The organism is Rhizobium acaciae (genome assembly GCF_025941625.1).
GTDB lineage: Bacteria > Pseudomonadota > Alphaproteobacteria > Rhizobiales > Rhizobiaceae > Rhizobium > Rhizobium acaciae.
The window spans coordinates 291601-311131 of the sequence record NZ_JAPCZO010000006.1 but is presented as its reverse complement, the minus strand read 5'-3'; the positions used below and the strand labels follow the sequence as shown (position 1 = coordinate 311131).

At 59.7% G+C, this 19531-nt stretch carries 16 protein-coding genes and 2 pseudogenes; 8 read left to right on the top strand and 10 right to left on the bottom strand.

Features of this window, described 5'->3' with window-relative positions:
* Positions 1-35: 35 nt before the first annotated feature.
* The 5 genes from OLZ32_RS12470 to OLZ32_RS12445 all read right to left on the bottom strand — a co-directional run bounded on the left by OLZ32_RS12470 (position 36) and on the right by OLZ32_RS12445 (position 7214).
* Positions 36-1859 carry an ABC transporter ATP-binding protein gene (locus tag OLZ32_RS12470; RefSeq protein WP_264396216.1) on the bottom strand — a complete coding sequence of 608 codons (1824 nt, stop codon included), beginning with the start codon at positions 1857-1859 and terminating at the stop codon, positions 36-38.
* Positions 1856-2779, bottom strand: coding sequence for an ABC transporter permease (locus tag OLZ32_RS12465; protein WP_264396215.1), 924 nt, complete (start codon positions 2777-2779; stop codon positions 1856-1858). Before OLZ32_RS12465 ends, OLZ32_RS12470 begins: the two co-directional genes overlap by 4 nt.
* Positions 2779-3759, bottom strand: a complete 981-nt coding sequence (locus tag OLZ32_RS12460) for an ABC transporter permease (protein WP_003550298.1) — start codon at positions 3757-3759, stop codon at positions 2779-2781. Before OLZ32_RS12460 ends, OLZ32_RS12465 begins: the two co-directional genes overlap by 1 nt.
* 131 nt (positions 3760-3890) lie before the next feature.
* Entirely contained in the window at positions 3891-5474 is a 1584-nt protein-coding gene (locus OLZ32_RS12455; RefSeq protein WP_264396214.1) for an ABC transporter substrate-binding protein, read from the bottom strand.
* Positions 5475-6203: 729 nt separating this feature from the next.
* Positions 6204-7214 (bottom strand): Lnb N-terminal periplasmic domain-containing protein, encoded by a 1011-nt coding sequence (locus OLZ32_RS12445; protein WP_264396213.1) that lies wholly within the window; start codon positions 7212-7214, stop codon positions 6204-6206.
* Positions 7215-7482: 268 nt separating this feature from the next.
* On the opposite strand from OLZ32_RS12445, the gene OLZ32_RS12440 reads away from it, so the two are divergent.
* Together OLZ32_RS12440 and OLZ32_RS12435 are read left to right on the top strand one after the other, a co-directional pair.
* The gene (locus tag OLZ32_RS12440; RefSeq protein ID WP_003550911.1) at positions 7483-7902 is read left to right on the top strand and encodes a CBS domain-containing protein; all 420 of its coding nucleotides are present in this window, start codon (positions 7483-7485) and stop codon (positions 7900-7902) included.
* Between the two features lie 168 nt (positions 7903-8070).
* Entirely contained in the window at positions 8071-8463 is a 393-nt protein-coding gene (locus OLZ32_RS12435; protein ID WP_003550909.1) for a hypothetical protein, read from the top strand.
* A gap of 208 nt (positions 8464-8671) precedes the next feature.
* On the opposite strand, the pseudogene OLZ32_RS39380 reads toward OLZ32_RS12435, so the two are convergent.
* Both OLZ32_RS39380 and OLZ32_RS39220 read right to left on the bottom strand, forming a co-directional pair.
* Positions 8672-8764, bottom strand: a pseudogene (locus tag OLZ32_RS39380) (antirestriction protein); the annotation flags it as partial.
* Positions 8765-8884: pseudogene (locus OLZ32_RS39220) on the bottom strand (LysR substrate-binding domain-containing protein); the annotation flags it as partial. It lies immediately after the preceding pseudogene.
* A 327-nt stretch (positions 8885-9211) separates the two neighbouring features.
* Here OLZ32_RS39220 and OLZ32_RS12425 point away from each other — a divergent pair.
* The 6 genes from OLZ32_RS12425 (at position 9212) to OLZ32_RS12400 (ending at position 15630) form a co-directional block, all read left to right on the top strand.
* The gene (locus tag OLZ32_RS12425; RefSeq protein WP_003550907.1) at positions 9212-10237 is read left to right on the top strand and encodes a 4-hydroxythreonine-4-phosphate dehydrogenase PdxA; all 1026 of its coding nucleotides are present in this window, start codon (positions 9212-9214) and stop codon (positions 10235-10237) included.
* Positions 10238-10318: 81 nt separating this feature from the next.
* On the top strand, positions 10319-11293 hold the full coding sequence (locus tag OLZ32_RS12420; RefSeq protein ID WP_264396295.1) for a Bug family tripartite tricarboxylate transporter substrate binding protein: 975 nt from the start codon (positions 10319-10321) through the stop codon (positions 11291-11293).
* A gap of 70 nt (positions 11294-11363) precedes the next feature.
* On the top strand, positions 11364-11852 hold the full coding sequence (locus tag OLZ32_RS12415) for a tripartite tricarboxylate transporter TctB family protein (RefSeq protein ID WP_003550904.1): 489 nt from the start codon (positions 11364-11366) through the stop codon (positions 11850-11852).
* 20 nt (positions 11853-11872) lie between these two features.
* A complete protein-coding gene (locus OLZ32_RS12410) occupies positions 11873-13387 on the top strand; it encodes a tripartite tricarboxylate transporter permease (protein ID WP_003550902.1) in 1515 nt (504 codons plus the stop codon).
* 42 nt (positions 13388-13429) lie between these two features.
* A complete protein-coding gene (locus tag OLZ32_RS12405) occupies positions 13430-14812 on the top strand; it encodes an NAD(P)H-dependent oxidoreductase (RefSeq protein ID WP_017991616.1) in 1383 nt (460 codons plus the stop codon).
* Positions 14813-14901: 89 nt separating this feature from the next.
* A complete protein-coding gene (locus OLZ32_RS12400; protein ID WP_003550899.1) occupies positions 14902-15630 on the top strand; it encodes a sulfite exporter TauE/SafE family protein in 729 nt (242 codons plus the stop codon).
* A 27-nt stretch (positions 15631-15657) separates the two neighbouring features.
* On the opposite strand, the gene OLZ32_RS12395 is transcribed toward OLZ32_RS12400, so the two are convergent.
* From OLZ32_RS12395 to OLZ32_RS12385, 3 genes are all read right to left on the bottom strand, one after another.
* On the bottom strand, positions 15658-17370 hold the full coding sequence (locus tag OLZ32_RS12395) for a dihydroxyacetone kinase family protein (RefSeq protein WP_017991618.1): 1713 nt from the start codon (positions 17368-17370) through the stop codon (positions 15658-15660).
* A 10-nt stretch (positions 17371-17380) separates the two neighbouring features.
* On the bottom strand, positions 17381-18319 hold the full coding sequence (locus OLZ32_RS12390) for a sugar phosphate isomerase/epimerase family protein (protein ID WP_003550895.1): 939 nt from the start codon (positions 18317-18319) through the stop codon (positions 17381-17383).
* 66 nt (positions 18320-18385) lie between these two features.
* Complete coding sequence (locus tag OLZ32_RS12385) at positions 18386-19453, bottom strand: 4-hydroxythreonine-4-phosphate dehydrogenase PdxA (protein WP_003550892.1); 1068 nt, start codon at positions 19451-19453, stop codon at positions 18386-18388.
* Between the last annotated feature and the right edge of the window lie 78 nt (positions 19454-19531).

The following is a 19531-nucleotide window of genomic DNA, read 5'->3' as shown; positions in this document are numbered from 1 at the left end:
TCTGATCCCCCCGGGTTTCGATGCAATTTGCGGTTTCAAGCTGCGGCATGGGAAAGCGTGTTTTCCACCAAAAAGCAAGCAGCCAGATCCTTGTTGCCGCGGGCGGTCAGGACCGGGCTTTGCTTGTGACACCGGCCGAATGCGTTCGGGCAGCGGCTGGCGAAACTGCAACCGGGCGGCAGGTCGATCGGGCTTGGCGGCTCTCCTTCCAGCAGACACTCTTCCGGCTTGTAGCGGCGCTCCTCCAACGTCGGCACGGCGCTGAGCAAGGCCTTGGTGTAGGGATGGCCTGGATCGAAGAACAGCCGGCTGTTGTCGGCGATCTCGACGACTTCGCCGAGATACATGACGGCAACGCGGTTGCAGACGCGCCGTACCATCGCGAGGTCGTGGGAAATGTAGACATAGGTCAGGCCGTGCTGGGCCTGCAGCTGCTCGAACAGTTTCAGCAATTTGAACTGCTCGGTCTGGTCGAGCGACGACAGCGTCTCGTCCATGATCAGCACCTTCGGCTCCAGCACCATGGCGCGGGCGACGTTGACGCGCTGGCGCTGGCCGGCACTCAAACCCAGCGGAAGCTCGTCATAGAGCGTACCGGGCAGGCCGACCTCACGCATCACGGAGAGCACGCGGTCACGCAACTCCGCGCCCCTGGCGATGCCGTGCGTCTTCAGCGGCTCCTCGATGATGGCGCCGATGGCGGTGCGTGGCGGCAGCGAATTGAAGGGGTCCTGCAGCACCAGCTGAAAATCGCGCCGGAACTTCAAAAATCCCTTGCCGGAAAGCCTGCTGATATCCTGCCCGTCGCAGAGGACCTGGCCGCTATCGGGCCGTTCCAGCCGGCTGAGCAGGCGCATGAGAGTGGACTTGCCGCAGCCGGATTCGCCGACGATGCCGAAGTTCTCGCCCGGAAAGACGTCGAAGGTGACGTTGCGCACGGCGCGCACGGTGCTGTAGCTGGCAAAGGTGCCGCGCTTGCGCACCCGGTAGGAACGGGTGGCATCACGAATGCTGATGATCGGCTTGCGGGTCTCGGCCGGCAGATCGATTGCGATCGCTTCGCTTGTCCAGATCTTCGGGATCTGGCTGATCAGCTCTCGGGTATAGGGATGCTCCGGCGTGTCGACGAGTGCCTTCGTTGCCTGCCGCTCCACGACCCTGCCTTCGGCCAGAACCAGGATCTGATCGGCTGCGTCACTCACCAGCGGCAACGACGAGGATATGAAGACGATCGCCGTGTCGAAACGCGTCGTCAGCTCCCGCATCAGGCGCAGCACCTGGGCAGCGACCGTAACATCAAGCGGCTGGGTGACATTATCGGCGACGAGGAAAGCCGGATTGCTGACCAGCGCATCGACGATCAGGGCGCGCTGCATCATGCCGCCGCTGAATTGCGATGGATATTCGTGGTAACGCATCTGCGGCGAGGGGATGCGCACCGCGCCAAGCAGATCGATGACCCGCTTCCTGGCTTCCTGATGCGCAATCTCCGGTGCGACCGCGCGCAGTTTCTCGACGATCTGCTGGCCGACCGGCAGGGTCGGATCGAGAGCCCCAGCCGGATTGGCGCCGACATAGGCGATCTCGCGGCGCAGCACGCGCAGCTTTTGTGCCGGCAAATCGAGGATGTTTTGGGATTTGTAGACCACCGATCCGGACGTAACCTTCAGTGGCGGATCGATCCAGTTGACGAGCGCACGCGAGAGCACGGTCTTGCCGGCGCCGCTCGCCCCGATGATGCCGAGAATTTCGCGCGGGGCCAGATCGAAGCCGATGTCGGAAATGATCGGACGTATGCCGCCGCCCGTTTCCAGGCCGACGCTCAGATCGCGAACCTTCAGAAGCGGTGTGCCAGTCACGATTTGCCTCCATAGATACGATTGCGAGCCCGTTCGAGCGATGCGCCCATCAGGTTGATGCTGGTCAGGCACAGGCACAGGAACACGCCCGGCATGGTGGCGATCCACCAGGCATTGAGCAGATACTTGCGGCCGTCGGCGATGATGTTGCCGAAGGTCGGCGTCGGTGGTTGAACGCCCAGCCCGATGAAGCCGAGGATGGATTCGAAGATCATCATCCGGGCGACATCGAGCACCGACACGAAGATGATCGGCGGCAGCACCAAGGGCGCCAGCAGGCGCACCATGATGCGGAAATCCGATGCGCCGTAGATTTCGGCGGCGCGCACATATTCCCGCTTGCGCTCGGTCATCACGACGCTGCGGGTGACGCGGGCATAGACCGGCCAGCTCGACAGGCCGAGGACGAGGATGATCGCCGGGATCGTCGGACGCGAGACGCCAAGCACGGTGATCGCCAGGATGATCATCGGGATCGACAGTTGAGCATCGGTCAGGCGCATGATCGCCATGTCGACGCGGCCGCCATAGTAGCCGGCGATCGTGCCGAGCGAACAGCCGATGATCAGCATGACGAGAACGGTGGAAAGCCCGATCAGCAACGAGTAACGCAGGCCGACGAGGCTGCGCACCAGCATGTCGCGGCCGATCTGGTCAGTACCGAGCGGCGCCGACCAGCTCCACTTTTCGCCCATGAACGGCGGCGCATGCAGGCGCGTGGCGACACTCATCTTGGTGGGGTCGATGCCGCTCAGTTGCGGATAAAGCAGGGCCGCCAGAACCAGCACGATGAAAATGGCGGCGCCGACACGAAATTCGTTGGAGGCAAGGGCAACCCGCCAGATACGCCGCGCCACCGAAGCGCCGCGTTGCGTTGCCGGAACCGGGACTGCCGGGATGTCTGTCTCTGTCACGCTCATCAATATTCCAACCTTGGATCGATCATGGTGGCAATCAGGTCGACTGCGATGTTGATGAAGACGAAGATCGCGCTGGTGACGATGGCGATCCCCTGGATCAGCGGGAAGTCACGCTGCAGCACGGCGTTGATGGTGAGAAGGCCGAGGCCCGGATAGTCGAAGATGAATTCGACGACGAGGACGCCGCCCAGCAGGCCGCTGATCTGGATGCCGATCAGGTTGAGCAGCGGAACGGAGGCATTCCGCAGCGCATGGGCGACGATGATGCGGCTGCGGCTCAGGCCGCGGACATTGCCGACTGCGATGAAGGGCTCCATCATCACGGTGGCCACCGATCCGGTCAGTGTCCGGATCAGCACCGGCGCCAGTTCGACGGCCAGAACGATCGCCGGCAGGATGGTATAAGCAAAGCCGGAGTAGCCGATCGCGGGCAGCCAGCCGAGTTTGACCGACAAAAGCATGGCAAGGACGATGCCGAGCCAGAAATTCGGCAACGATATGAAGATCGAGGAAATGTAGAAGGCCACGCGATCCGGCCATCGTCCGGGCGCCAGTCCGCCGGGAATGCCGACCAGAAAGGAGAAGACCAAGGCGAAGAATATCGCCAGTCCGCCGAGTTGCAGCGTCATCGGCAGGGTGTCGGCGATCAGGGTCAGCACTTCGGCCCGTTCGCCACGGGTGGAATCGCCGAAACTGGAACCGCCTGTGGAAGCGCCACTTGCAGGCCGCACGAAGGATTGTCCGAGATCGCCCCTGACGACGCCGCTCATATAGCGGCCAAACTGAACCAGTATGGGATCGCGCAGGCCCATGTCCTTGGCGATCTGCTCGATCAGCGCTTCAGGCGCCATGCCGCCGGCCATCAGCCGGACCGGATCGCCGGGAACCACACGCAGCAGCGTGAAGATCAGCAGCGTCACCAGAAAGACGATCAATGCGCCTTGCGCCAGCCGTCGAACCAGAAAACTGAGAATGAACATGTCATATCCTGGCAGCAATCGGAGCGAACCGTTCTCAGCGGTGACGGTCGCGGTCGTTTGTTGACATCATGAGCGAAACGAAAACCTCCGCGGCGCCGGCCCTCCAGCGCCGCGGAAAACGCAAGCTAGCATCAGCTGAATGCGGCCTTCGAGGCGTCCATGGATCCGTCAGGATAGATGAAGAGACCGGCCAGCGACTTGTCCATCGCGTGGATCATCACCGAAGTGAACAGTGACAGGGCCGGCACCTTTTCGGCAAGCATGGGCATGGTTTCGGTCTGCAGGATTTTCTTGCGCTCATCGAGCGACGGGGCGCTGCGCTCCTTGTCGAGTGTCGCGTCGAGTTCCTTGTCGACGATGCCGGTGATGCGCTTCGAGGTCGAATGGAAATGCGTGCGCAGCACGAGGTCTGGCTCGGGCGAACCTGTGGACCAGCCGCAATCGACCATATGGCCGGGGCCTCCGCCCGGGCGGTCATAGAGGCGTTCGTTCCAGGCGGCGATTTCCAGAACGGAGAGCGACACCTGAAAACCCTGTTCCTGCAGCATGGCGGTGATGACCTCGCCGTATTCCTTGGTCTTCGGGTAGAAGCCGACGGAGGTGATGTATTCCAGCGGCGGCAGGCCCTCGCCCTTCGGGAAGCCGGCCTCGGCCAGCAGCGCCTGGCATTTTTCCGGGCTGTATTCCGGATAATTCGGCAGGTCGATATAGCCGAACTTCACCGGCGACACGTAATTGGACGAAGCATGGCCGGCCGAGCCCAGAATTTCGACGATCATCGAGCGGTCGATCGCGTGGCAGGCCGCCTTGCGGATGAGCGGGTTGTCGAACGGCGCCTTCGAGCAGCGGAACCAGAGATACTTGTTCTCGACCGAAACGACGCTGCTGATGGCGATCTTGTCGTTGCCCTGGAGCGAAGTCACCTGTTCCGGTTCCAGACGCTCGACGATCGAGGCCTGGCCGTTGAGCAGGGACAACATGCGCGTCGTGCTGTCGCCGACGAAATTGAAGCTGATGCCAGGAATCTTCGGTGTACCGAGAAAATAATCAGGATAGGCTTCGAGGATCGTGGCATTGCCTTCCTGCTTGACGAACTTGAACGGGCCGGTGCCGTTCAGGCGCTGCGTCAGCGGGCCGGTCGGGCCGCCGGCGACATCGGTCGCCGACATGATCGGCAGGTATGAGGCGAGGAAGATGAACAGATGGGCCGGATATCCGCCCTTAGAGGTATCGACGATGACCGTGTAGTCGTCAGGGGTGGTGATAACAAGCGTCTCGGTCGGGCCGGGATAGAATTGGGCCGGGCGGTCCGGCCCGGAGCCGTATTCGAAGGTCGCCTTGACGTCTTCGGCCTTGAAGGGTTTGCCGTCGTGGAATTTGACGCCTTCGCGCAGCTTGATCTCGAGCTTGTTCGGATCGAGAAGCTTGATGCTGGTGGCCAGTTCATAGACCACTTCATCGGGCTTTTCGACCGTCATCGGCGTCCGCGTCAGGAAGCCCATGACGAAGCCTTCGATATTCTTCTGCGACAGCGTCGTGTGGCCGGTCGGGTCCCAGTTGCCCGTAATATTTTCCGCCGACAGGAACACCACCGTCTTGCCCGATTGGGCAAAGGCCGAGGAGAACAGAAAATCCGGGTTGATCTGCAGGAGACCGGCACCGGCGCCAGCCGCACCAAGCCCGGCGAGGAAATTGCGTCTGCTGATGTCATTCATAAGCTGCTTCCCTTTTTTGTGGTTTTATGTGGCTTTCTTATTATTCCACGATATCGGGCATTTTTTCCTTTTTCAATGGGCTCTGGTAAATTAGAAAACCGCAATGCCATGTTCCCGTCGTAAGCCGGCTCCGACGATTTGTATTCTGTTGATTATAAGTGCAATTTCGGAAAGTTCGATCGGTGCGGTGCCAGCTGAGATCTCAAGAATGGCGAATTTTTCAGCATTTATCTATTGCGCAGGCAGAATAAGCGGGTCAGATATTTTTATAAATATCACAAAATCACATTTTGACGCTTAAAAAATACGCAGGGAAAGGCAACGCTCAAATCTCGCCATCTCCACTGACAACAGCTGCTTCTTTTGCGCCCGTTCCCACACGGCCCCCCGCCAAGGCGCGCGGGAGGACGGAGGCGCAGCATGCCGAACTCCTTTCGGTCATCGGCGTTGCCGCCCAAACCAATCATCTGGTGACGACAATGCAGATCCCCGTCGATCCGGAACATCCAATCCGCGCTGTTTGCGTTAGGCTGCTGGGGTTTATATGCGACCCGCCGGACTCCCACGTAAGGCAAACCACCACCGGGGTGTCTCAGTCGTGCGATAAGAACGCCTATGGTGTTGAGCCGAATACGAAAAGCCCCGAAGCGAGGCGTATGGTAGTCAAAATCTCCGCAGGCATTGTGGCGCCTGCCTAGCCGGTTTGCTTGCTCAATGCTTCGGCATACGTCACAACGCGCCCAACGGCGACGGGACGCCGACGCGAATGGCCTGCGAGAAATTCGGCGAAACACCGTCCTCGTGCACCCTTGCAGCGATGTGTGCGGCAGACCGCAGTTGCGACAAGGGAACCGAGATGTCCAGCGCGCCACGGTCATAGGCGTATTCCTGCAGGTATCCGTTGACGACGAGGCGCCAGTCCGTCGGCACGGCGTCACCTGCGACGCGCATCATCTTGACGATCGTCGTCGTGCAGTTGGTCGTCAGCGAATTGTAGAAGGCGGGCGTGGCCGCGAGCGCGTTTGCGTCGGAGACATACTCGCGCAGAAGAAGTCTCGCAGCCGCCGGCGTCGCCCTCAGGCGGTAGATCTGGACGTCCTCACCGCGAAAATTGGAGCGGAGACCGATCACATCTCTTTCATCTGCGGCGAGGATGACCAGAGGACTGTTTTTGAAGAGGTCCGCCAGCGGTGAGAACGAACCTCCGGAAAGGCGACGCACCTCGATAGACCACGCCAGATAACGGCCGTCGTCGAAGCCGAAGCTCATGATGACATGCGCGATGGTCGGACCTGACCAGTACGACATGAACATGTCGACGCTCTTCAGCTTGTTCAGGTCGTAACTGCGCGTCGTCCATCGTTCCGTAAAGTCGGTGGTGCTGCGCCACTCGAAATCGCGCACATTTGTCAGCGTCAACAGATCACCGTCGAATTCGCCGGTGACCTGACGAGCGACGTCCGGAGCCCACGCGCCATTTGCCGGCGGCTCGATCGTGCTCCACCAGACGAAGACAAGGACGAACGCGGCCGCAAACGCGAGGACCGCACGAAAGCGCCTCCTGCCGAAGAGCGCCACGATGACCCAGGCACCAAAAAGCCCGAACAAGATGGCGCTGGCTTGCCTGCCGACCTCGGGCAATGGCAAGCGGTACCAAAGCGCGAGCGACGACCAGGCCGATGCGAGGGCGACAAGCAACACAAGCACTGCAATGACGATCGCACGGACCGGTCGAACCATTTTGCTTTTCCAAACGAGTTTGAAGCGTCCGTACTGATCGTTGGACCCTATCGGTTTCCGGGCTCGATGGCCAAGAATCTATCCAAAACTACGGGCACGCGCATCCTCCATTTGATATGACCCAACAGGCGGGACAAGACCAGGCTAGTTTAAGTTTACGATGCCATCGTGGGCCTCCGATTGCGGCGATGAACGGTCTTTGACCTCGATCAATGTGTTTTTCTTTTCGGCGCGATAAGCTTCCGTCTGTTCAACGGAGCAGAGAACTATGCAAGTTTCCGAAGCAATGCATAAGGAAGTCTCTTGGGTTCTGCCAACGATGTCAGTTCATGAGGTGGCCAAGCTCATGAAAGAGAAAGATATCGGCGCCGTTCCGGTTGGTGAAAACGATCGCCTGATAGGCATGATCACCGACCGCGATCTTGCTGTTCGAGCATTGGCAGACAACCGCGATGTTTCGAAACTGACGGCAAGGGATGTGATGTCGCCAGGCATTAACTATTGTCACACTGAGGATCGCATCGAAGAGGCGGTCCACAAAATGGAGAAGCACAAGATTCGCAGGCTTCCCGTCATGAACGACAAGCAGCGTATGGTCGGCATGTTGAGCATCGGCGATGTTTCCCATTGTCAACGAAGATCGCTCAGTGCCGAGCTAATGATGTCGGTGAGCGGCCACCACGCGTAATTGCGTTAGACAGCCTTTGGCGGTCGTCGGCTATACGGGGCGTGCAGCAATATCGTTGCGAGCCCCGCCGGAGCGCTCCCGAGTGGCGGCGCCGTTTTCATCGCGGCTGCGATCATCCGCCCCTTTGCAGCGCATCAAACAATATCCCACACGATAAGGAGACAGGCCGTGCAGAAACAAGCTTCAAAATTAGGCTTCGAATTTCCGCCAGCTTTATTCCCGGCGTTGAGCGGCAGCAACAAATTTGCCGATTCCGCCTTGAAGATGCCGACAAGCATCGCGAAAGCAATGCTTCGCTATCAAGTGGAAGGCCTATCGTTTCTTCAGCACCGTTTTCAACGCGACATCAAGCTGATGGACGACATCATCGCAGCGGAAAAGACCAATGATACCTTCGATGTAATAAGCGACTACTGCCGCGATGCGGCTTTCGACTATGCGAAAGAGGTTGGGAAAACCCTGACTATCAATGCCAGATTTGCGTCTGACGCCGCCGGCATTGTAAGAGAAGAGGTCAAAAACTCTTTGAACGATACAGCCGCGAGCACGATAGCGCCTTAAACCGGATCTCCCACTATTTACGAATGGGGAGTGCCGCCATCGCTCGGCATACGCCAGCGATCTTGCCCGGTTGGGCCAATTCCGGCCGGGCCAAGCTCTTCGAAGCCTTCCATCTCTTGCTCACCCTAAGGCGCAAGAAGCGCTCGCGAGCGCTATCGGCCGCTGCAGTGTTCCGCATCTCTCATGGCTGAGTGAAGGAAGAGACGGCTTACGCCTCCTCCTCCTCCTCGTTGGCCTCCGGCTGCAAGGAATGCAGGTAATCGACAGCCCGCTGCACGCGTCCTGCCGCCGCGAAGATCGCTTACTTGGCCGGCCGCGCCAGTGAGCGGGCGATATCGACGATGTCGTCGCGCGAGGCGGTTGGTTCCTCTTTGTTCCAGGCAACGCCGAGCCCGATCCGGAAGTCGATGCCGCTGACCGCTGCCTCGCGACGACGTCTATTTCAATCACCTGCGGCCTTACCTTCCCCGTGCGCCACTCGATTATGGAGAGACTAGGCCTGACTTCAAGGATCGTCTGTCGCCTGAGAATGCGCCCCCGCGCAGGCGGCATTCCTACAACTCGACGACTTGCAGTGCGGTAACCGCACACCTCTCCCATCAGTCATCCGAACAGGATCCCGGACAGTTCAGGTTCGCACCTGCGGCAACGGTCGGCAAGTCGCGTCCGCAATATTTTGTATACAGAATTCATAAGACTTGATATCGGAGACTGAATGCCGTATTAAGCGCTAGGATGGAGATAAAAGATGAATTCGATCGACAGGCAGCCGCGACCGGTTATAGCGCTGGCAATGGGAGATCCGGCAGGGATAAGTCCCGAGCTCACGGCAAGGCTCCTGGCGTTGGACGATATCGCAGATACGGCACGATTGATCGTCATCGGCGACCGTCGCATCCTCGATAAAGGCGCGACAGATGCCGGCCTCGACTTGAAGGTTGAGACGACGACTGCGGGTAGATCTGCTTCGTTGGATGCCGACGGTCACGTCTTTGTTGATCTTGCGCATCTCGACCCGGCACAGGTCTCACTCGGAGAGGCGACGCTTGCGGGCGGACAATTCGCGACGGCCAATTTCCGTCACGCTCTCGAGCTTGCGATGTCGCAACAGGTTTCAGCAGTGTGTTTCACACCCTTCAACAAGAAAGCCATGCGCTTTGCCTATCCCGGCTACGACGACGAGATCCGATTTGTCTGCGATGTGACCGGATTTAAAGGCAAACTGCGCGAATTCAACGTGTTGGAAAAGGTTTGGAATGCCCGCGTCACCTCGCATATTCCGCTCTCGGCAGTTTCTGCAGCAATCACGGTCGACGGGATAATGGCCGAAATTGAACTCACCACCCGCTGCCTTGCGGAAGCGGGCCACGCCGATGCGCGAATAGCCGTGGCAGGCCTCAATCCGCATGCTGGTGACGGCGGAAGTTTTGGCATGGAAGAAATTGAGATCATAGGACCTGCGGTGGCGCTTGCCAAATCGAAAGGCTTCAACGTCGATGGACCATATCCGGCAGACACAGTCTTTTTGCGCGCGGTCAAGGAAGGTTTTCATGCCGTCCTGACGATGTATCACGACCAGGGTCAGATCGCGATGAAGCTCATGGGGTTCGATAAGGGCGTCACCATGATCGGTGGCCTTGCCTTTCCACTTTGCACGCCTGCCCACGGCACCGCCTACGATATCGCTGGTCGGGGCATCGCAGACATCGGCGCGAGCCGTGAGGCAATCCTTCTGGCGGCACGCATGGCGTCAAGGACGCGGGCTGCTGCCTGATAGTTTTTGCCAAGCAATACCGGTGCACGGAGGTCCGCACCGGCTTCATCTAACAGGAGGTAGAAGATGAAAACCTTATCTATGAGCATGTCGCTTGTCGCCGCGTTGGCGATTGCCGGCCAGGCATTGGCTTTCGAGCCGACACGGCCCGTTGAGTTTGTTGTTGCATCCGGCGCCGGCGGCGGCACCGACAATTTCGCACGCGCGATCCAGGCGATCATCACCAAGCATAATCTCATGAGCAAGTCGATGGTGGTGCTGAACAAGGGGGGCGGCAGTGGCGCCGAAGCATTCCTCTACGCCAAGAAGAACGAAGGCGATCCCAACAAGCTGTATTTTGGCACCAACAATGCCTACCTTCTGCCGCATGTTGCAAAGATGGCCTATTCCACGAAGGACTTGACGCCGGTTGCCGCACTGGCATTCGACGAGTTCCTGATCTGGGTGAAATCGGATTCTGAATATACGACGCCGGCTGACCTTGTGGACGCAGCCAAGGCAGCGCCAAACACCATTGCGTTTGCCGGCAGCCAGGCAAAGGACACCGACGAAACCCTGGTGGCGCTGATCGAGCAGGCCACGGGTGCGAAGTTCAAGTATCTGCCGTTCAACGGAGGCGGCGAAGTCGGCGTTCAGCTTGCGGGCGGCCACGTTGCTGCCAACGTCAACAATCCCAACGAGAATATCGGTCAATGGCAAGCTGGCGCGATCAAGCCGCTTTGCGTCTTCTCCGACAAGCCAATGGCAAAAAGCGATCCGGTCTATGACGGCAAGGGCTGGGGCGACATTCCAATCTGCTCGTCTACAGGCATAGCGATCTCGTCCTATAAAATGCCGCGAACGATCTGGGCTGCTGCCGGTACGCCTGAAGATGCCATCGCCTATTATACCGATGTCATGAAGAAAGTGAGTGAGACCCCGGAATGGGCGGAATACATCCGCAAGACCTCGCAAACCGGTGACTTCCTTGATGGTGCGAAGTTGGCGGACTTCATCAGCACCAGCGAAACGAGCGCGGTGAACGTCTTCAAGACCGAAGGCTGGCTGGTCCAGTAAACGCGCTATCCAACAAGCGCTGCGGATCCGGCAGACGTTGCCGGATCCTTTTGGACGAAGGAGACCGATCATGAATATCAAGCGCCTCCACATGGAGATCTTCACCGCCGCCAGCATCGCGGCGGTTGGTGTGCTCGCAGCGACGGGCTCGTTGGAGCTTGGTGTAACGTGGGGAGATTCCGGACCGAAGCCCGGCTACTTTCCCTTCTATGTCGGCCTCATCGTGATCGCGGCCAGCATCGGCTGCGCCGTGCAAGCCGTCTTGAAAGCAAGAAGCGACGAGCAGCAGGAAACCTTTCTCGAGCCGGAACAGGCCCGGCGGCTCCTTTCCTTCTTCATTCCGATGATCGTCTTTGTCGTCGCCACGATCTTCCTTGGCCTCTACGTCGGAAGCGCTTTGTACCTCTTCTACATCGCCTGGCGCCAGGGCAAATACAAACCGCAATATGCGATGCTGATGGGCATTGCCTTTTCGATTGCACTTTATCTGGTTTTCGAGACCGCGTTCCAGGTGCCACTCCACAAAGGCCCGCTCGAAGACATGCTCGGCATCTACTGAGCGCACCCGGAGCATATCTCATGGAAAACTTTGGACTGCTGATGGACGGCTTCGGGATCGCGCTGACGCCTATGCACATCATGCTGATGGTGGCCGGCGTTCTGCTCGGGCTCGTGGTTGGTGTGCTTCCCGGGCTTGGCGCCCCGAATGGCGTGTCTCTTTTGATCCCTTTGACGTTTTCGATGGACCCGGTATCGGCCATCATCCTTTTGGCATCCATGTATTGGGGTGCCCTGTTCGGCGGTTCAACGACCTCCATCCTTTTCAACATTCCAGGTGAACCAAGTTCCGTCGCCACGACTTTTGACGGCTATCCTCTGGCGCGCTCCGGACAATCGACACGGGCGCTGACTTTTGCCTTCATCTCGGCGGGCATCGGTGCGCTGATCGGTGTCGTGGTTATTACCCTGCTGTCGTCCTGGGCCGCCCGATTTGCGCTCCGGTTCGGGGCGCCGGAATATTTTGCGGTCTATTTCCTGGCCTTTTGCGCCTTTGTCGGCATGGGCAGTGCATCACCGCTGAAAACCGTCGTTTCGCTTGGTCTCGGCCTCTTGTTGTCGACTGTCGGAATGGACACCGTGACCGGCTCGCTCCGGCTGACTTTTGGCTTTGATGCACTTTTGAGCGGTATCAGCTTCTTGGTCGTCGTCATCGGTCTGTTCGGTATCGGCGAACTTTTGGCGACCGTCCAGGACGGCCTGAAGTTTCGAGGTGTCTCCTCCCGTATCGATCCGCGCGACGTCTTCAGGACGATCTGCGAGATGCCACGCTACATCACGACTATCGTCCGCTCCTCGCTGGTCGGCATATGGATGGGGATTACGCCAGGCGGGCCAACAGCTGCGTCCTTCATGAGCTATGGCCTTGCCCGCCAATGGTCAAAGCCCGGCGCGAAATTCGGCAGCGGCCGTCCGGAAGGCATCATCGCGCCGGAAACCGCCGACCACTCAGCGGGAACCTGCGCCATGCTGCCGATGCTGGCGCTCGGTGTCCCGAGTTCCGCGACCGCGGCCGTGATGATGGGTGGCCTGATGATCTGGGGTCTTACACCCGGTCCGATGCTGTTCACCACCAAGCCCGATTTCGTCTGGGGCCTGATCGCCAGCATGTATGTCTCGAACATCGTCGGTGTCTTCCTCGTCCTTCTCACCGTCCCGTTCTTTGCCGCGCTGCTGCGCATCCCCTTCACCATCATCGGGCCGATCATCGTCGCGATCTGCTTCGTCGGTGCCTACACGGTTGCAAATTCTACATCGGACCTGTGGCTGGTGCTGATCTTCGGAGCTGTCGGTTTCATCTTCAACAAGCTCGAGTTCCCGCTGGCTCCCCTGGTTCTGGCAATGGTGCTTGGCAGCAAGGCTGAAGAATCCTTCCACCAGTCGATGATTGTCTCGGATGGATCGCTTCGAGTGTTCTTCTCCAACTTCCTCGTCGGCACGATCATGACGATCGCACTGGCGCTGCTCATCATCCCGCAGGCCGTGAAGCTTTTCTCCCACTTCAAGCGGTGCGAACGAGTGGACCCGGCGGCATGAGTGGGGTCGCCTGGCTTTCTCATCCGTCACGAAGGATCACCTATGAACTATCATAGCTATTTCGGCATCAATGCCGAGGCAGTCGAGTGCTGCATTGTTGGCACGGGGGGGTTTGGCCGAAGCTTTCTTGCCCAAAGCCTGAAGACGCCGCTCCTCAGCACGCGGATCGCCGTGGACTTGAAAGCCGAGGCGGCTGCCGAGGTCCTTTGCGGTCTCGGCATCGATCATTCGAAAATCGCCCAGTGCAATAGCGTTGCTGAAGCACGGGCCGCATGGGACAACGGCCTGTTCATCGCGACCGGCGATATTTCGATCGTCCTTGAACTGCCGATTGCGGTTGTCGTCGAGGCAACCGGTCACCCGGAAGCCGGTGCCCGCCATGCGCGGCTTGCAATCGATGCCGGCAAGCACGTGGCGCTGGTTTCGAAAGAAGTCGATAGTGTCGTTGGACCCGGCTTGTCTTTGCGCGCACGCCGCAACAATGTCATCGTCACACCGGTCGATGGCGACCAGCCAAGCCTGCTCATGGGTCTGATCACATGGGCCGAGGTTCTGGGACTTGAAATCGTCAGCGCCGGCAAGGCAAGTGAATATGATATCGTGTTCGATCCCGCGCTCGGAACACTGAATTCCAACGGCAAGGTCATTGCCGTCCCCGAGTTTGCCGAGTGGATCGAGCCTGCCAACTTCGAGACATCCGCAGTCGCAGCAAAGCGCGCCGGGATCGCATCGGCCCTGCCTCAACGTGCGGTCCCGGACCTTTGCGAGCTGACGCTTGTCGCCAATGCCATGGGCTTTCAGGTTGACAGATCCGATCTGCACGCGCCGATCGCCCGCATTTCAGAAGTCGCCGACTTCTTTTCGCCGCAAACAAGCGGCGGGCTGCTCAAGGCACAAAAAGCCCTCGATGTGTTCCATTGCCTTCGTCTTCCCGGCGAGGTGAGTTTTGCAGGCGGCGTCTTCGTGACCGTGCGATGCGACGACGCCCCGACATGGCAGATGCTTGCGGAAAAAGGCCACGTCGTCAGCCGCAAGGGCGATATCGCAATGCTCTATATTCCCCGTCATCTTCTCGGTGTCGAAGCGGCCACCAGCATCCTGGAAGTCGGGCTGCGCGGCGTTTCGAGTGGCGCAGCCGAGCCGCGGCCGGTCATCGACCTCGTCGCTCATGCTGATGCAGACATAGCGGCCGGCACAATCTTGACCGCTAGCGGCCACCATCATTCGATCGTGAACGTATCGGCCAGAATGGTGCCGGCGGCCCGGCTGTCGCAGGAGGCGCCCGTGCCTTTTTATCTCGCGGCGAACCGCAAGCTGAAGAGACCGGTTTTGGCGGGCCAGCCTATCCTGTGCGGCGATGTGGACCTCGATGAAGCGTCGGAATTGCTGACACTGCGTCGGCAACAGGATGAAGCCTTCTTCTGAAGACAGCCGGGCACGACGGCCCAACTGTCCGCCGATCCTCTAAGCGGGATCGGCGGACGACCACATGATCGATCCCGCGAGGCGATGCTTTGCTCTCCTATTTGCTTGTCTGCGCCATCGGCTTTTTTGCCGGCTGCCTGAGCGGCGTGATCGGCACCGGTGCGAGCCTCATTCTGCTGCCGGTGCTGGTGCCGATGTTCGATCCAAGCCGGGCTATTCCGGTGATGGCGATTGCCGGTCTGATGGCCAATGCCGCCCGCGTCGTGGCATGGCGCAAGGACGTGGATTGGCTGGCGGTTCTTGCCTATTCGCTGCCCGGTATTCCCGCCGCATCGCTTGGCGCTCTTAGCCTCGTCAGCCTGCCGGCAAGTGTCAGTGGCACGCTCCTTGGCCTATTCATCCTGCTGCTTGTGCCGCTTAGACGCCTCGTCCAGAAGCGCAATCTGGTCGTCGGACTGGGTGGCCTGGCCGCTGCCGGCGCCGCCGTCGGTTTTCTGACGGGACTGTTTCTGTCTACTGGCCCGCTGAGCATACCGGCCTTCCTTGCATTCGGACTGGTGAAAGGCGCCTTCCTGTCGACCGAAGCCGCGGCCTCGATCCTGGTGCAGGCTGCAAAGATCCTGACATTTCGCAAGATCGGGATATTGACCAACGAGCTGTTGTTCAGCGGTCTGATCATCGGCTCGTCGCTGATGGCGGGAACCTTCTTTGCCAAACGTTATGTGATCAGGCTTTCCGACCGAAGCTTCCGCATCATGATGGACATCATCACCCTCACATCCGGCCTCTGGCTGATGTTCGTCGGGCTGCACAACTGACCGGACCCGCCAGCTGCGACCTGAACGTCAGCGTGAGCGTCCGATGAAATCGGATGCCAGGGCGGCCACCATCGCAAGCGATATCGCGCCTGCGTCCGGATGACCGATGCTCTTTTCGGCAAGCGGTCTGGCGCGGCCAAGACGGGGCGTGAGCGCGGACGTCGCCTTGGCTGCATCCTGTGCCGCGCCAGCCGCCGTCTTCCACGCCTGAGCAAGCGGCTTGCCCGCCTGTGCCTCGCGAGACAGGGTTTCGACGAACGGCGCCAGGGCGTCGACAAGCGTTTTGTCGCCCAGCCGCGCACGTCCCAGATGAGTGACACCGTCGAGGGCAAGCCTTGCACCGTCGACAATCGCGCTGTCATCCGGCGCGTCGGCATCACTCAACGCATTGCTCCAGGACCTGAGCAGCAGACCCCAGATCGCACCCGATGTTCCGCCCGCCCGGTCCGCCCAGGCGTCGCCGCCGAGTGCCAAGGCCGTTTGCGCGCCAGCGCCGGCTTCGACCGCAGCAGAGATAGCCTTTGCTGCTGCATGCGAACCGCGCTGCATGCCCTGCCCGTGATCACCATCGCCCGCAACGGCATCGATCCTGCCCAGCTCGGCTTCTTGTTCTTTCAGCATTGCTGCGATGCCGGCAAACAAGTCGCAGATGCAGCGTGCCACTTTGCGTGACGATTCGGAGGCCAGCGGGATTGCGGGAGTGACATCCTCGTCGACGATGGCGTCTGTCCTCAGATCCGCAGGAATCGTACGCCCCATGCGGAAAGCGGGCGCGTCGCACGGCGCACTCCAATACCGTTCCAGTTCGTCGTTGAGCCAAGTCAGCGTCAGCGAGCAGCCCTGCATGTCAAGGCTGGTGACGAACTCTCCCGCCTGCGGCTCCACCAGATCAAGGCCTGCCGCTTTCAGTTCATTCTGCACCGCCGTCCACAGTACGAAAAGCTCTTCGTATTTGGTGGATCCGAGACCGTTGAGTACGGCAGCAACCCGGCTGCATCCAAACGGTCTTTCGGCTAACAGCTTGCCGGCCAGAACGCCGGCCAGATCGGTAGCGCTTGCAACGTCCTGCTCGCTGATACCCGGTTCACCGTGGATACCGAGGCCAAGCGCCATGCGGCCTTTGGGCACTGTGAAAAGCGGCTCCTTTGCACCCGGCAGCGTGCAACCCGCAAAGGCCACGCCAAAGGAGACAGTGCGTTTGTTGGCCAGCCTCGCAACCCGTTCCACCTCATCCAGCGACAAGCCCGCTTCGGCCGCCGCGCCTGCGATCTTGAAAACCACGAGATCGCCGGCGATGCCCCGGCGCATCGCATGCATCTCGGCCGGAGCACTGGCCACGTCATCGGTGACTGCGACAATGCGCACATCGATGCCCTCAGCGCGCAGGCGCTCGGTGGCCACGCCGAAATTCAGGACGTCGCCTGCATAATTGCCGAAGCCGAGAACGATGCCTCCGCCATTATGCGCGTGGCGGCAAACGCGGGCAATCGCAGCCGTCGACGGCGATGCGAACACATCGCCGGCAATAGCGGCATCCGCCATGCCGGGACCTACATACCCGGCGAAGGCCGGATAATGGCCGGAGCCGCCACCGACAACCACCGAAACCTTGCCTTTGGGCACCGTAGTCGCCCGAACGACGCCGTTGCTGACAAGGCGGACGTGGTTTGGATAGATCTGACAGAAACCGGCAAGTGCTGTGGAAGCAAAGTCCTCGGAAGCATCAAGGATGGTCGTCATAAAAAGATCCTCAGTTGCATGGCAATATGCGTCGGAGATAATCGCGATTTGCGGCACTGACAGAAAGCCCGTCACCGCCGTAGTGCTCGCAAAGGAAGGGGCTATCGAATCCGGATTGAAGCGCCAGCTTGATGGCGGTTCGGTAGTTGATCAATCCCGATTCGAGCGGCACCGGATGGGTGGCGATCAGTCCCGACCTCCTGTCCTCGATGCGCATGTAGTTCTTGACGTGCCAGTATTTCGCGTAGGGCGCCACTTTCGTCATCATTTGCAACCAGTGCTCGACGGGCCTGTGAAGGCGAATGAGGTTGCCGAGATCGGCATTGATGCCGACATTGTCGAGCCCGACGTCCTCAACGAAGCGGACCGAACTGTCCGCGGTGCCGAGATAAGTATCCTCGTACATCTCAAGAGACACGTCGAGCCCGACGTCCGCCGCATGGTGGCCAAGCTCGGCGATGCGAGCAACGGCCTTCCGCCATATAGCCGGATCATCCGGATTTTTGGCCCCCTGCTCGGTCCAGAACCATAGGGCGTTCTTCTGCTCGTCGGTCAGCGGCTCGAAGAGCCCGAAGGAGACGCTACCTGCCCCCATTTCGGCGGCGGCATCGATCACGCGATGGCTGTAGGCAAGATAATCATCGCCAAGGGATGCGTCGATGACGCTGCGCCTGGATGTCGAGATCGCCGGTATGGTCATGCCATGCGCCGTCGCGACATCTTGAAATTCACGCCGACGTTGCGGCGAAAGATCGGCAACTCTAAGCCAGCTATCGGTCGGATCGATCTCGGTAAAGCCGGCATCGGCGACTTCCCCGACAGTTTCGGCCCACTCGTCCACCGTCTGGTCCTGAACCGAGCGACCATCTGCCAGCCTGTTCGGATACTGGATCATCGCCGCGGCAATCGGCCAGGTATCGCGGGTCCATTTTCGGGTTACGCCAGTCATCATCATCTCCTCAGACTGCAAGGCCGCATCGCTCCGGTCGCGCCGGAGACAGCAGCATTAAGCTGCCTAGGCGGCCTTGCGTTGGCGAATCGCCATGCGTGCAGCAAGCAGTATTGCCTCGCGGCTGGCGCCTACATCGGCGATGCCCTTGCCGGCAATGTCATAGGCCGTTCCGTGCGCTGGCGTGCAAAGCGGGAAAGGCAATCCGCCCATCATCGTCACGCCCCTGTCGAATCCGATCAGCTTCATCGCGATCTGACCCTGATCGTGATACATGGTCAAAACGGCGTGAAAACCCTCCTTCAAGGCGCGAAGGAAGACGGTGTCGGCTGGGAATGGCCCTTCGACGGCCAGCCCACGCGCTTGAGCTGCAGCCACGGCAGGCTCGATGATGTCAATCTCTTCCAGGCCGAAGCTACCGCCGTCGCCGGCGTGTGGATTGAGACCTGCGACAGCCACCCGTGGTTGGTCGATACCGGCCCCCTCGAGGCAAGACAGGGTCAATTCCAGCTCGGCCATGATCCGGTCAACCGACAGATTGGCGGCTACGTCCTTGAGCGGAATATGGGAGCTGACCCTGGCGTTCCAGATCTTTTCCAGCACGTTGAACTCACGGACTTTGCCCCTGAACGACAGGACGTCCGAGACAAACCGGATCTCATCGTCATAATCGGGATAGGCATAGCGCATCGCCTTCTTGTTGAACGGCGTGAAGCAGACGGCGTCGACCCTGCCTTCTTGGGCAAGCTCGAGTGCGGTGCGGAAATTGCGCGTGGCAAAGGCGCCTCCTGCCAGCGTCGCCTCCCCGCGCGTCACCTCCTCGGGTGACAAGTGAGCAAGATCGACAAAGACGTGTCGGGAACCATTGGCAATATCCAAGCGATCAAGCGACGTCGCCGCCAGATCGAGCTCGACTCCGGCTTCGCGGGCGCCCTTATCAAGGATGCGGCGATCTCCGATCGCAATGATGTGGGCTGCCGCCTTGATGTCATCCAGAGCAAGAAGGCTCGCGGTCAGTTCGGGGCTTATGCCCGCAGGATCTCCCATCGCAAGCGCGATGATGGGCCGGGTATCTGCATCCGCGGTGATGTGCAATGTCTGTCCTCCGAACAAGATTGCGGTTGTGTATGCCATTCAACCTCGCAGATCAAGTGTTTTGTATTTTGTATACAAAATTTTAAATTGGTAAGTCACTTGGGATTGGTGTAGCCG

Coding starts and splice junctions, on each gene's coding strand:
- OLZ32_RS12465 (WP_264396215.1), bottom strand. CDS start 2,779: ATGAGCGTGACAGAGACAGACATCCCGGCAGTCCCGGTTCCGGCAACG.
- OLZ32_RS12460 (WP_003550298.1), bottom strand. CDS start 3,759: ATGTTCATTCTCAGTTTTCTGGTTCGACGGCTGGCGCAAGGCGCATTG.
- OLZ32_RS12455 (WP_264396214.1), bottom strand. CDS start 5,474: ATGAATGACATCAGCAGACGCAATTTCCTCGCCGGGCTTGGTGCGGCT.
- OLZ32_RS12445 (WP_264396213.1), bottom strand. CDS start 7,214: ATGGTTCGACCGGTCCGTGCGATCGTCATTGCAGTGCTTGTGTTGCTT.
- OLZ32_RS12440 (WP_003550911.1), top strand. CDS start 7,483: ATGCAAGTTTCCGAAGCAATGCATAAGGAAGTCTCTTGGGTTCTGCCA.
- OLZ32_RS12425 (WP_003550907.1), top strand. CDS start 9,212: ATGAATTCGATCGACAGGCAGCCGCGACCGGTTATAGCGCTGGCAATG.
- OLZ32_RS12420 (WP_264396295.1), top strand. CDS start 10,319: ATGAGCATGTCGCTTGTCGCCGCGTTGGCGATTGCCGGCCAGGCATTG.
- OLZ32_RS12415 (WP_003550904.1), top strand. CDS start 11,364: ATGAATATCAAGCGCCTCCACATGGAGATCTTCACCGCCGCCAGCATC.
- OLZ32_RS12410 (WP_003550902.1), top strand. CDS start 11,873: ATGGAAAACTTTGGACTGCTGATGGACGGCTTCGGGATCGCGCTGACG.
- OLZ32_RS12405 (WP_017991616.1), top strand. CDS start 13,430: ATGAACTATCATAGCTATTTCGGCATCAATGCCGAGGCAGTCGAGTGC.
- OLZ32_RS12395 (WP_017991618.1), bottom strand. CDS start 17,370: ATGACGACCATCCTTGATGCTTCCGAGGACTTTGCTTCCACAGCACTT.
- OLZ32_RS12390 (WP_003550895.1), bottom strand. CDS start 18,319: ATGACTGGCGTAACCCGAAAATGGACCCGCGATACCTGGCCGATTGCC.
- OLZ32_RS12385 (WP_003550892.1), bottom strand. CDS start 19,453: ATGGCATACACAACCGCAATCTTGTTCGGAGGACAGACATTGCACATC.